Annotated in this window: 12 protein-coding genes; 5 read left to right on the forward strand and 7 right to left on the reverse strand. The window is 71.6% G+C overall.

The genetic code is table 11. The annotated features are described in order from the left end of the window. Positions 1–532 precede the first annotated feature (532 nt). From ACFY0P_RS28225 to ACFY0P_RS28245, 5 genes are all read left to right on the forward strand, one after another. Positions 533–1,453, forward strand: coding sequence for an ABC transporter substrate-binding protein (locus tag ACFY0P_RS28225; RefSeq protein ID WP_388918807.1), 921 nt, complete (start codon positions 533–535; stop codon positions 1,451–1,453). Between the two features lie 117 nt (positions 1,454–1,570). Then, positions 1,571–2,608, forward strand: a complete 1,038-nt coding sequence (locus tag ACFY0P_RS28230; RefSeq protein WP_388918811.1) for an ABC transporter substrate-binding protein — start codon at positions 1,571–1,573, stop codon at positions 2,606–2,608. Further along, positions 2,605–3,366 (forward strand): ABC transporter permease, encoded by a 762-nt coding sequence (locus tag ACFY0P_RS28235; protein ID WP_388918814.1) that lies wholly within the window; start codon positions 2,605–2,607, stop codon positions 3,364–3,366. The genes ACFY0P_RS28230 and ACFY0P_RS28235 overlap by 4 nt, the downstream gene beginning before the upstream one ends. Further along, complete coding sequence (locus ACFY0P_RS28240) at positions 3,363–4,124, forward strand: ABC transporter ATP-binding protein (protein WP_388918817.1); 762 nt, start codon at positions 3,363–3,365, stop codon at positions 4,122–4,124. Before ACFY0P_RS28235 ends, ACFY0P_RS28240 begins: the two co-directional genes overlap by 4 nt. Continuing rightward, positions 4,121–5,191 (forward strand): phosphotransferase enzyme family protein, encoded by a 1,071-nt coding sequence (locus ACFY0P_RS28245; RefSeq protein WP_388918820.1) that lies wholly within the window; start codon positions 4,121–4,123, stop codon positions 5,189–5,191. Before ACFY0P_RS28240 ends, ACFY0P_RS28245 begins: the two co-directional genes overlap by 4 nt. Before the next feature lie 3 nt (positions 5,192–5,194). Here the strand turns inward: ACFY0P_RS28245 and ACFY0P_RS28250 are convergent, their stop codons facing one another. The 7 genes from ACFY0P_RS28250 to ACFY0P_RS28280 all read right to left on the reverse strand — a co-directional run bounded on the left by ACFY0P_RS28250 (position 5,195) and on the right by ACFY0P_RS28280 (position 12,024). Next, a complete protein-coding gene (locus ACFY0P_RS28250) occupies positions 5,195–6,319 on the reverse strand; it encodes an LLM class flavin-dependent oxidoreductase (protein ID WP_388918823.1) in 1,125 nt (374 codons plus the stop codon). Continuing rightward, entirely contained in the window at positions 6,312–7,394 is a 1,083-nt protein-coding gene (locus ACFY0P_RS28255) for an LLM class flavin-dependent oxidoreductase (protein ID WP_388918825.1), read from the reverse strand. The genes ACFY0P_RS28250 and ACFY0P_RS28255 overlap by 8 nt, the downstream gene beginning before the upstream one ends. Continuing rightward, complete coding sequence (locus ACFY0P_RS28260) at positions 7,391–8,764, reverse strand: NtaA/DmoA family FMN-dependent monooxygenase (protein ID WP_388918828.1); 1,374 nt, start codon at positions 8,762–8,764, stop codon at positions 7,391–7,393. Before ACFY0P_RS28260 ends, ACFY0P_RS28255 begins: the two co-directional genes overlap by 4 nt. Positions 8,765–8,785: 21 nt before the next feature. Continuing rightward, positions 8,786–10,000, reverse strand: coding sequence for an LLM class flavin-dependent oxidoreductase (locus ACFY0P_RS28265; RefSeq protein ID WP_388918831.1), 1,215 nt, complete (start codon positions 9,998–10,000; stop codon positions 8,786–8,788). Between the two features lie 62 nt (positions 10,001–10,062). Then, positions 10,063–10,206, reverse strand: a complete 144-nt coding sequence (locus tag ACFY0P_RS28270; protein WP_388918833.1) for a putative leader peptide — start codon at positions 10,204–10,206, stop codon at positions 10,063–10,065. Further along, complete coding sequence (locus ACFY0P_RS28275) at positions 10,203–10,952, reverse strand: GNAT family N-acetyltransferase (protein WP_388918836.1); 750 nt, start codon at positions 10,950–10,952, stop codon at positions 10,203–10,205. Before ACFY0P_RS28275 ends, ACFY0P_RS28270 begins: the two co-directional genes overlap by 4 nt. A 46-nt stretch (positions 10,953–10,998) precedes the next feature. Further along, on the reverse strand, positions 10,999–12,024 hold the full coding sequence (locus ACFY0P_RS28280) for a transporter substrate-binding domain-containing protein (RefSeq protein WP_388918839.1): 1,026 nt from the start codon (positions 12,022–12,024) through the stop codon (positions 10,999–11,001). Positions 12,025–12,068 lie beyond the last annotated feature (44 nt).

Here is a 12,068-nt window from a genome sequence, read left to right on the forward strand (position 1 = left end):
GCGGACGCCACCTTCGGGGGAGGGAGACGTCCGCGCGGCAGCGCCGGTGCCTGGACTCTTCCAGGGGTGCGGGGGTCTGCGCGACCAGCCACCGCGTACCCGCACCCGCACCCGCACCCGCACCCGCACCCGGCAGCGCACACGGCCCCCTCCCCTAGGCCGCTGTACATCTCACCGGACGGTCACCGGCATCCCATATTCCGGACCTCGCTTGCACAGGATGCGTCCACTGCGGTTATGGTTTCGGCCATCTACGCGGGAGCCCCTCCCCGACCGGGCTGAGAGGGCGTCTGGGATCCGTGTGCCGCGCTGGCGGGCACGGTCCCCATGGGGACGCCGACCGCACCAGCAGCGCCATGCGCCCCGCGTAGGAGTTCACGTGTCCACAGCAGTCGAGCCGCGGCCCCCGGTGTTCCACCACGCCGCCCGCTCCTGTTGTTGTCGCGCGTGCTGTCGCCGGTCCCGCTGACCGCCCCCTCCGTCACCCCGCTCACCTCCGCGCGCCCCCGCGCGCCGCTTTCGGAGTACCTCCATGCCGCACATCCGGGTCATGCTCGACTATTTCCATCCATGGCCGAATTCTGCCGGTCTGTACGTCGCCCGTGCCCACCGCTGGTACGGGGCGGCGGGCCTGGACGTCGAGTTGGTGGTGCAGGACCCGGGGCGTGGGGACACGCTGGAGTACCTGGCCCGGGGCGAGGTGGACTTCGGGATCTTCCCGCCGAACCGGCTGCTCGCCCGCCGGGCGGCCCTCGGCCAGCCGCTGGTGGCCGTCGCCGCGGTCAACCACCGTGGACTGGAGGCGATCCAGACCACGACCTCGACCGGTATCAGCCGTCCCCGCGACCTGGCGGGCCGCCGTCTCGCCTACAACCCGACCCCGCGCGGACAGGCCATGGTCCGCCATCTGGTGGCGGCGGACGGCGGCGACCCGGACGCGGTGATCACCGTCGACGCGGGGACCCGTGAGCTGACCGTGGACGACATCGAGGCCGGCGAGGCGGACGCGACCTTCGGCACCTACTGGTCCTGGGACGCGCTGCGCGGCGACCTGCCCGAGCACAGCCGGCTGACCTGGCCGGTCGACGAGATAGGCGCGCCCCGCTACCACAGCTATCTGCTGGGCACGAGCGAGCGGCTGCTCGACGAACAGCCCTCCCTGGTACGGGACTTCCTGACCGTGACGGCTCGTGGATACGCGACGGCCGCCCGGGAGCCCGACGCCACGCTGGGGATGCTGGAGCGGGTCATCCCGTACTTCCCGCGTCCGCTCATCGCCCGCTCCCTCGCCCTGGTGGCGCCGACGTGGACGGACCAGCAGGGGCGTTGGGGCGTGATCGACGAGGGCCGGATGGGCCCCTATGCGCACTGGCTCGCCGAGAACGGTGCCATCGCGCACGACCACGACTGGCACCGGTCCTTCACCAACAGCCTGCTGGACGTGACCGCATGACCCTGCTCACCCGGCGGCTCGCCGTCGACTTCAAGCGGGTGGACAGCGCGCTGTGTCGGGCCTGACCGCCCCGCACCGCCGCCCGACTCCCCTCCCCCGTACGAAGGACCCTCCACCATGCTCCGCCGCACCGCACCGCCGGCCCTCGCCGCCCTGACGCTCCTCGCCGTCAGCACCGCCTGCTCCGCCGGCGCCGACTCCACGGCCGCCGCCAAGGACGGCACCACCACCGTCACCCTGGCCCTGGACTGGACCCCCAACACCAACCACACCGGCATCTACGTCGCCCGGGCGAAGGGCTGGTTCAAGGACGCCGGGATCGATCTGAAGATCGTCCCCTACGGCTCGACCGCGCCCGAGACCCTGATCGCGAGCCACAAGGCCGACTTCGGCATCTCCTACCAGGAGGGTGTCACCACGGCCCGCGCGGCCGGCCAGGACATCACCTCCGTCTACGCCGTCACGCAGCAGACGGACGTGACCGTCTCGGTGCGCGCCGACCGCACCGACATCACCTCACCCAAGGACCTCGACGGCAAGACGTACGCCGGGTTCGGCGCCCCCTACGAGAAGCCGCTGCTCCAGAAGGTGATCGAGAACGCGGGCGGCACGGGCGACTTCAAGCAGGTCACCCTCAACACCTCCGCGTACGCGGCGCTGTACGCCGGCAAGGCGGACTTCGCGATGCCGATGCCGACCTGGGAGGGCCTGGAGGCGAAGCTCAGCGGGAAGCCGCTGAAGGACTTCCAGCTCTCCGACTACGGCTTCCCGGCGATCTACTCCACCCTGATCGCGTCCTCCGACCGGTTCCTGAAGAAGAACCCGGCGGTGGCGAAGAAGTTCCTTGCCGCCGTCGACAAGGGCTACCGCTACGCGGCCGCGAACCCCGACCGGGCCGCCGATCTCCTCATCGCCGCCAACAAGAGCGTGCTCACCAACACCAGGCTGGTGAAGGAGAGTTCGGAGCTGCTGGCCAAGGAGTACTACAAGGGCGCCGACGGCACGATCGGCACCCAGAGCGCCGCGCGCTGGAAGGCCTTCGCCGACTTCGAGTACGACGCAGGGCTGCTCGTCGACGCGAACGGCAGGAAGCTCACCAAGGCGCCGGACACCTCGACCTTCTTCACCGATGCCTACCTCCCGGACGCCGGGTGAGGCCCCTGCTGCGGTCGTTGTGGCCGCCCCTGCTGGTGCTCGCCGTGGTCGTCGGCGGCTGGCAGCTGTACGTGACGGCGGCCGGTGTCGACCCGACCACCCTGCCCTCCCCCGCCCGAGTGGTGGAGCAGGGCTGGGCGAACCGCCAGGACCTGTGGGACCAGACGCTGCCCACCCTCCAGGAGACACTGCTCGGTTTCGCTCTGTCGTTCGCGGCGGCCTGGCTGGTGGCGGTGGTGCTGGACTTCTCCGCCGCCGCCCGCCGGGGCCTGTATCCGCTCCTGGTCGCCTCCCAGACGATCCCGATCGTCGCCGTGGCGCCCCTGCTGATCATCTGGTTCGGCTTCGGGCTGCTGCCCAAGATGCTGGTGGTGACGCTGACGACGTTCTTTCCGCTGGCCGCCAACCTGGCCGCGGGCTTCGCGGCGACCGACCGGGAGGCCATGCGGCTGTTGCGCTCGCTGGGCGCCGGGCGGTGGCGGGCGTTCCGGCTGGTGCGGGTGCCGAGCGCGATGCCGTACTTCTTCGCGGGGCTGCGGGTGAGCATCACCTACGCCGTGGTCGGCGCGGTGTTCGCCGAGTACGCGGGCGCCGAGTCGGGGCTCGGGATCTACATGCAGGCCCAGAAGAGCGCGTTCCGGACCGACCTGGTGTTCGCGGCGGTCGCGGTGACGGCCGCGCTGAGCATCGCCCTGTTCGGGGCAACCTATCTGCTGCAGCGGCTGGTGCTGCCCTGGGAACGGAAGGCCGGGAAATGAGCACTCTGCGCATCGCGGGCGTGGGCAAGTCCTTCGGTTCGCTGGAGGTCCTGCGGGACCTGGAACTCACCGTGGAACCGGGCGAGTTCGCCGCCGTCATCGGCCCCAGCGGCAGCGGTAAGAGCACCCTGTTCAACCTGGTGTCCGGGCTCGACCGGCCGACCTCCGGGCAGGTGCTGGTGGAGGGCGAGCCGGCCGGGGTGGAATCCGGCAAGGTCGCCTACATGCCGCAGAAGGACCTGCTGTTCCCCTGGCGGACGGTCCTCGACAACACCGCGCTGGGCCTGGAGGCGCAGGGGGTGCGGAAGAAGGAGGCGCGGGCGCGGGCCGACGCGCTCTTCGCCGACTTCGGCCTCGACGGCTTCCAGAAGGCGTACCCCGCCCAGCTCAGCGGAGGCATGCGGCAGCGGGCCGCGCTGCTGCGCACGGTGGTCCTGGAGCGGCCGGTGCTGCTCCTCGACGAGCCGTTCGGCGCGCTGGACTCGCTGACCCGCACGGAGATGCAGTTGTGGCTGGCCGGCATGTGGCAGCGGCACCGCTGGACGGTCGTCCTGGTCACCCACGACATCCGGGAGGCGGTCCTGCTCGCCGACACCGTGCACGTCCTGTCCCCGCGCCCGGCCACGGTGGTGGACCGGGTCGAGGTGCCGCTGCCCCGGCCGCGCGGCGCCGACGACTTCACGGCGCCGGAGTTCGCGGCGACGGAACGCCGGATCCTGGACTCCCTGCGCGGTACGACGGCGGTGAGAACACCGTGAGTTCGCATCTCGCCCATGGTCTGGGCACCGAGCCGGTCGAGCCGGACTGGCCGCCGCTGACCGACGCCGAGGTCACGGCCGTGACCGGTCCGGCCCGGGTGGTGTGGCGCAGCCCGCGCCCGCTGTCCGCGGCGGCCGTGGCGGAACGGGACGGACGGCGGCTGTTCGTGAAACGGCACCACGCCACCGTGCGGACTGCGCGGGGGCTGGCGGAGGAGCACGCCTTCCTGCGCCATCTGCGGGAGCGCGGGGCGCCGGTGGTGGAGGTCCTGGGCCTGGTGGAGCGGGGCGAGTGGACGTACGAGGTCCACTCGGCCGGGACCGGCACCGACCTGTACCGGGACGCGCTGTCCTGGTCGCCGTTCCTCGGTACCGCCCATGCCCGGGCGGCGGGCGAGGCGCTGGCCCGGCTGCACCTGGCGGCGGAGGGCTTCGCGGCACCGCGCCGCTCGCCGCAGCCGCTGGTCGCCTCCTTCACCGTGTTCGCGGCCCCGGACCCGTGGGCCGCGCTGCACACGTACCTGGCCGAACGCCCAAGCCTGACAACGGCGTTGGCGGACTTCCCCTGGCCCGAGGACACCCGGCGCGTGCTACTCCCGCACCACGAGCGGCTCGCCCCGCACCTCCCCGGTCTCGCTCCCCTGTGGACCCACAACGACTGGCACGCCTCGAACCTGCTCTGGGACGAGGACGGCGGGGTCGCCACGGTGCTGGACTTCGGCATGAGCGACCGCACCACCGCCGTGCACGACCTCGCCACGGCCCTGGAACGCAACACCGTGCAGTGGCTGGACCCCGACCGCCCGGTCCAGGAGAAGCACGCGATCGAGCTGCTCCACGGATACCGGTCGATACGCCCGCTCACCACCGCCGAATCAGCGGCCCTCCCCGCCCTTCTCCCCCTGGTCCACGCCGAGTTCGCGCTGTCCGAGCTGGACTACTTCCACGGGGTCACCCGGTCCCCGGCGAACGCCCGGCTGGCGTACGAGTACTACGTCGGCCATGCCGAGTGGTTCTCGGGAGCGGCGGGCCACCGGCTCCTTGAGCTGGTGGCCGCGCAGGTGTGAGCCTCAGCGCCGGCGCCATTCCGCCGCGAGGAGTTCGTACGAGCGGACCCGGTCGGCCTGGTCGTGGGTGATGGTGGTGATGAGCAACTCGTCGGCACCGGTGGCCTCCTGGAGCTGTTCCAGGCGGTCGACGACCTGCTGCGGGCTGCCCACGAACTGGGTGTCGAGGCGGTCCTGGACCAGCTCCCGGTCCTCGTCCGTCCAGACGCGGGCGCGGGCCTCCTCGGGGGTGGGGAAGGGGATGGCGCCCTCGGCCGTACGGATGCTGCGGACCCAGGGGCCGTAGCCGGTGGCGAGTTCGCGGGCGGTGGCCTCGTCCTCGGCGACCACGACGTCGGCGGAGACGCTGACGTACGGCTTGTCGAGGACGTCCGAGGGCTGGAAGTACCTGCGGTAGCCGTCCACGGCCTCCAGGACCGTGGCCGGGCTGACGTGGTAGTTGGCGGCGAAGCGCAGGCCCCGCTCGCCCGCGACCCGGGCGCTCTCGCCGCCGCTGCTGCCCAGGATCCACACCTCGACCTCGGCGCCCTCACCCGGGACGATGTGCGCCTCCACACCGTCCTCGGTGCGGTAGGTCCCGGCCAGCAGGGCGAGGACGTCGTCGATCTGTTCGGTGTAGTCCTGGGACTCGGCGTTCGGGAGCAGGAGCAGTCTGCGATGGAGCGCGAACCGCGGGGAGCCGAGGAGCCGGGCGAAGTCGAAGCGGGGCGGGACGACCAGGCCGTTGGGGGCGCGGCCGTCGACCACCGGAGTCGCCGTCGGCGCGGTCGCCCTCTCCGCGGGCGGGCGGCCGCCGGAGCGGCCCAGGCCCAGGTCGATGCGGCCCGGGTACACGGCGTCGAGGAGGCCGAACTCCTCGACCGTGGACAGCGCCGTGCGGTGGCCGAGCTGTACGGCGCCGGAGCCCAGCCGGATCGTGGAGGTCGCGGCGGCGGTCAGTGCCAGGACCACCGCGGGGGACGTGCCGGCCACCCCCGGGTTGAGGTGGTGCTCGGCGAACCAGTAGCGGGCGTAGCCGAACTCCTCGGTGCGCCGGGCCAGTTCGACGGAGTTGCGCAGGGCGTCGGCGGCCGTGGCACCGCTCGGGATCGGCACCAGGTCGAGGACGCCGAGGGGGGTGTCAGACACGTGCGGGCTCCTCGGCGGCCGGGTGGACGGGTGCCCACGGGAAGGGCGGGTCGGGGATGTCCTTGCGCAGGACCGGGGCCACCGCCGACTGGAACAGCTCCAGCGAGTCGCGGTGCTGGGTGTCCGACAGCCCGCCCGCGTCGGCGTGCAGATGCAGGACGGTGTGCCCCAACTGGTCGTGGTAGCGGTGCACCTTCTCGATGACCTGCTGCGGGCTGCCGATCAGCGCCGAGCTGCGCTCGACGAAGTCCTCCAGGGTCTCGAAGACGACCGGCAGTCCGGCCCGGCGGAAGAAGGCCAGGTTCGCCTCGAACACCGGGCGGTAGGCGGCCAGTGCCTGCTGGGTGGTGGGCGCCACCAGGAGGCCCGCCGTACCGGCGCCGACGGCGATGTCCGCAGGGTCGTGGCCGTAGTGCTCCCAGCGTTCCCGGTAGTACCGGATCAACTCTGCATACGGCTCTATGGGGTTGGTGACGTTCGCGGAGAACAGCGGGTCGCCGTGGCGGGCCGCGAGGTCGACGGACTCCTTGCTGGTGGCGCTGCCGTGCCAGACCCGGACCGGCCGCTGGTAGGGGCGCGGCCAGACCTCGGCGTCCGTGAGCTCCGGCCGGAACCGGGTCTTCGCGGTGACCTTGTCCTGCCGCCACAGCTTCCGGAACACGTCGTAGCTCTCGGCGTTGCGGTCCCACTGGTCCTCGGGCGTGACCTGGAACAGCTCGCGCTGGGCGGAGCCGTTGCCCTTGCCGATGATGAGGTCGAGGCGGCCCTCGGAGAGGTGGTCGAGGGTCGCGTAGTCCTCGTACGCCCGGACGGGGTCCAGCAGGCTCAGCGTGGTCACCGCGGTGAAGAGCCGGATGCGCCGGGTGAGCGCGGCGACATGGCTGAGCACCACGGTGGGCGAGGAGGAGATGAACGGGCGCTCGTGCCGCTCCCCCACCCCGAAGCCGTCGAAACCCAGCTCCTCGGCGAGCACGGCGTTGTCGAGGACCTCCCGGAACCGGTCGTGGGTGGACTTCCGTCTCCCCGTGACCGGATCCGGGCGGTGCACGATCAGGGTGATCGCGAGGAACCTCACGACGCCACCCGCTCGCCCCGGGGCTCGTCGGGGTGGGCGAGGCCCAGGTGGTCGCGCAGGGTGGTGCCCTCGTACTCGGTGCGGAAGACGCCCTGCTCCTGGAGGAGCGGTACGACCGTGTCGGCGAAGCTGTCGAGGCCGCCGGGGGTGATGTGCGGGACCAGGATGAAACCGTCGGAGACGTCGGCCTGCACGAAGTCGTTGATGGTGCGGGCGACGGTGGCCGGGGAGCCGACGAAGGTCTGCCGGTTGCCGGTGTTGATCACGAGGTCGCGGATGGACCACTTGTTGGCCTCGGCGAGCTCGCGCCACTCGCGGGCGATGGCGATCGGGTCGCGGTACATCCGGACCTGGGCGCGGCCCCGGGAAATGTGCTCCTCGCCGACCAGCGGGTCGACGTCGGGCAGCGGGCCCTCCGGGTCGTACGACGACAGGTCCCGGTTCCAGACGAACTCCAGGTGCTTGAGTGCCGTCGCGCCGCTGACCTGCTGGCGGCGCACCTGGTGGGCGATCTCCTCGGCCTCCGCGTCGGTGTCGCCGAGGACGAAGCTGGCGGCGGGCAGGATCAGCAGGTCCTCGGGCCGGCGGCCGTATTTGGCGAGGCGGGACTTCACGTCGGTGTAGAAGGCCTGCCCGGCGTCGAGGGTGGCGTACCGGCTGAAGATCGCGTCGGCGCCGGAGGCGGCGAACTCGCGGCCCTCGTCGGACTCGCCGGCCTGGAAGATCACCGGGCGGCCCTGCGGGGAGCGAGGCACGTTGAACTGGCCGTGGATGTCGAACTGGGGGCCCTTGTGCACGAAGGAACCGGCCCTGGCGTCGCTCAGGAAGGCTCCGGTGGCCTGGTCGGCGAGGATCTCGTCGCCGTGCCAGGAGTCGAAGAGCTCGTTCGCGGTGGCGAGGAACTCCTTGGCGCGGGAGTAGCGCTCGTCCTGCGGCAGGAAGCCGCCGCGCCGGAAGTTCTCGCCGGTGAAGGCGTCCCAGGAGGTGACCACGTTCCACGCGGCCCGGCCGCCGGAGAGGTGGTCGAGGCTGGCGAACTGGCGGGCCACCTCGTAGGGCTCGTTGAAGGTGGAGTTGATGGTGCCGGTCAGTCCGAGGTGGTCGGTGACGGCGGCGAGCGCGGCGAGGACGGTGAAGGTGTCGGGACGGCCGACCACGTCCAAGTCGTATATCTTTCCGCCCTGTTCGCGCAGCCGCAGCCCCTCGGCCAGGAACAGGAAGTCGAACTTGGCGCGTTCGGCGGTCTGTGCGAAGTGCGTGAAGGAGCTGAACTCGATGTGGCTGCCGGCGGCCGGGTCGCTCCACACGGTGGTGTTGTTGACGCCGGGGAAGTGCGCGGCCAGGTGGATCTGCTTCAGCGGCTTGCTCATGTCGGGTGCGGTCCTTCCGGCTCAGGCGGTTGCGGCGGCGTAGCGGTTGGCGGGGCGGGCGAGCCCGAGCAGGCCGCGCAGGGTGTCGGCCTCGTAGGCGGTGCGGAAGCGGCCGCGGCGCTGGAGTTCGGGGACCAGGTCCGCGGTGATGCGCGGCAGGTCATGGCCGAGCACGGCGGGCCGCAGCCGGAAGCCGGTGAGGCCGGCGGCGGCGAACTCCTCGAGGAGATCGGCGAGTTCGGCGGCCGTTCCGGTGAAGATCCGGGCGTCGCTGGTGAACTCGGCGCCGTCGAGGGCGTCGAGGCGCTCCTTGCGGGCGGTGGCCGCTGCCCGGTCGTCGTCGAGGAAGACCACGAGGTCGCCGAAGACGTGGACGGTGTCACCGGCGCGTCCGGCGGCCTGCTGCTCGGCACGGATCTCGGCGACGATCGCGCGGGCGTCCGCGCTGTCCCGCGGAGTGACGTAGCCGACGTCGGCCTGGCGGGCGATCAGCCGGTAGGGGACGGTCTGGTGGCCGAGGGCGGTGACCAGCGGCTGGCCCTGCGGCGGGCGCGGGGTGATGGAGGGGCCCTTCACGCTGAACTGCCGGCCCTCGAAGTCGATGTAGTGCAGCTTGTCGCGGTCGATGAAACGGCCGGTGGCGGCGTCCCGGATCTCGGCGTCGTCCTCCCAGCTGTCCCAGAGCCGGCGCACCACCTCCACGTAGTCGGCGGCCTCGTCGAAGTGCTCGGTGAGCCGCTGCTGCCCGGCCGGTGACCGCAGTTGCGCGAGGTCGATCGGCGGGAAGGTACGGCGGCCGAAGTGGTCCGCCTCGTACGGGCGGGCGGAGATCTGCACCCGCAGTCCGGCGCGGCCGGTGCTGACGTAGTCCAGGGTGGCGATCGCCTTGGAGATGTGGAACGGCTCGGTATGGGTGGCGATCACCGTCGGCACCAGGCCGATGTGGCTGGACAGGGGAGCGATCCGGGACGCGACCAGCACGGCGTCCAGGCGGCCGCGGACCTGGTCGGTGCGGCCGTCGAGCTCGCCGTAGTGCGAGGACTGCAGGCCGAGGCCGTCCTCGATGGTGACGAAGTCGACGAGACCGCGCTCGGCCTCGGCGGTCAGGTCGGCCCAGTAGCCGGCGGTGAACAGCTCACGGGGGCGGGCGACCGGCTCGCGCCAGGACGCCGGGTGCCATCCGGTGCCGTCCAGGGCGACGGCGAGGTGCAGGTGGGAAGCGGGAGATGAGGACACAGTGGTGCCTTCCTGAGGTCCGTACGAGGGCGCGCCGGATGGAGGGGCGCGGCGGAGGAAAGTCAGGAACAACAGAGCGCGCCGGCCACGCGCAGCAGGTCGATGTGCGGCCGGGAGTGCAGGACGGTACGGCGGCTGGGACTGGCGACACGTGTCATGTCCCGCACCTCCTCGGCCTGCTTCGCGTACATCTCGTCCTGAGTCACAACAGCCGTGGGTGCGCTGATGTTCCCGGGCTGCGTACCAGCAGGGTGCGGCCGCGCAGGCGCTCGGTGAAGCCGATCGACTCGTAGAGCCGGATGGCTGTCGCGTTGCCCGGGGCGGCATGCAGGAACGGGGTGTCCCCGCGCTTGCGGATGCCGGCGGCGACCGCGCGGACCAGGCGGGTGGCAAGGCCCCGGCCCCGGTGCTCCGGGTCGGTACAGACGGCGCTGATCTCCGTCCAGCCGGGCAGCCGCAGCCGCTCCCCCGCCATGGCGATCAGCCGGCCCCGGTGCCGGATGCCGAGATAGGTGCCCATCTCGACGGTCCGGGTGCGGAACGGGCCGGGCTCGGTGCGGGCCACCAGGTCCAGCATCTCGGGCACGTCGTCCGATCCGAGCCGTACCGCCTCGGGGGCGGGTTCGGCGCGCAACGCGGTGTCCACGAACTGGACGCCCCGGCCGCCGCCGACCACCTCCCAGCCGGGCGGCGGTGCCTGTTCGACGGGCTTGATCCTGACGGTCGTTCCCGGGCCGACCAGTGTGTACAGGTCGGCCCAGGCGGCCGGGTCGGCGGCGTCGGCGAGGGCCGCGTAGGCGTAGACGTCGTCGGGGTAGCGGGCCGCCTGCCCGAACCTCTGCGCCAGATGGGCGTGCGGGCCGGTGAGTGCGGACCAGACGGCGTTGTCGAGGGGTGTGGTGTCGGTGGTGAGAGGGGCTCCGCCGCCGCGGAAGTCGGTCTGGACGGTCACGGAGGCGGAGTCCTTCCTAAGTAGCCGGGCTCTTCGGTGCGGGTGGTCACGAGTTGTCGAGCGGCAGTCCGGGCGGGTTGACCTCGGACTTGGCGACGGCCTCGTTGGAGAGGTTGTAGGCCTTGAGCCACTCGGCGTACTGGCCGTTCTTGATCAGGTAGTTGATGGCGTCCGCAAGGGGCTTGGCGAGGCCGCTGTCCTTCTTCGCGGTGGCCGCGATCAGGCCCTGGAGGCTGGCGCCCGCGCCGGAGTAGGTGCCCGCGGTGCGGGTGGCGGTGGGCGTGCCCGCGGTCTGCTTGTTGTGGTACGCGAAGCCGGGGTTGGGGCCGAAGGAGGCGTCGACCTTGCCACTGGACACGGCCAGGTAGGTGCTGTTGCTGTCCTGGAAGTACTTGACGGTGACCTTCTTGCCCTCCTTGGCGAGCTTCGCCTTCCACTCCAGGAGGATCTTCTCCTGGTTGGTGCCGGAGCCGACGGCGATCGTCTTGCCGGCGAGGTTCTCGTAGTTGCCGTCGAAGTTCCAGGTGCTCTTCTTCGGCACGAGGAAGGCGAGGTTGTCCTGCCGGTAGGAGGCGAACTCGTACTTCTTCTTGCGCTCCTCGGTGTCGGTGACGTTGGAGAAGGCCACGTCGACCTTGCCGCTGTCGATGCCGACGAAGAGGTTCTCCCAGGTGGAGTTCTGGACCTCGGGCTTGAGTCCGAGGACCGCGGCGACCAGGCGGCCGAGGTCGGGCTCGGAACCGGTCAGGGTCTTCTGGTCGCTGCCGGTGAAGGCCAGCGGCGGGAAGCCGGCGGGCAGGGCGCCGATGCCGATCTTCAGGGTGCCGCTCTTCCTGAGGGCGGCGGGCAGTTCGGCGCTGATGGACTTGACCTCGGAGACCTTGATGGTGGTCTGGGTGGCGGCGCCGTTGGAGACCTGGCCGACGACGACCTCGCCGGACTTGGCGTTGTCGGTGGTGGTGGCCGCGTCGCTGTTGCCACCGCAGGCGGCGAGCCCGGTGGCGAGGGAGGCGACGGCGGTCGCCGCGGTGATGCCTCTGAGCAGGCTGCGTCGGGTGAAGTGGTCAGACATGGCCGTTCCTTGTCGCTGCTGGTGATGAGGGTGAGGGTGTGGGG

This window comes from Streptomyces sp. NPDC001714, from assembly GCF_042892755.1.
Lineage (GTDB): Bacteria > Actinomycetota > Actinomycetes > Streptomycetales > Streptomycetaceae > Streptomyces.

Excerpts from the sequence above, each read along its gene's own strand:
- ACFY0P_RS28225 (WP_388918807.1), top strand. The coding sequence starts at position 533 with ATGCCGCACATCCGGGTCATGCTCGACTATTTCCATCCATGGCCGAAT.
- ACFY0P_RS28230 (WP_388918811.1), top strand. The coding sequence starts at position 1,571 with ATGCTCCGCCGCACCGCACCGCCGGCCCTCGCCGCCCTGACGCTCCTC.
- ACFY0P_RS28240 (WP_388918817.1), top strand. The coding sequence starts at position 3,363 with ATGAGCACTCTGCGCATCGCGGGCGTGGGCAAGTCCTTCGGTTCGCTG.
- ACFY0P_RS28260 (WP_388918828.1), bottom strand. The coding sequence starts at position 8,764 with ATGAGCAAGCCGCTGAAGCAGATCCACCTGGCCGCGCACTTCCCCGGC.
- ACFY0P_RS28280 (WP_388918839.1), bottom strand. The coding sequence starts at position 12,024 with ATGTCTGACCACTTCACCCGACGCAGCCTGCTCAGAGGCATCACCGCG.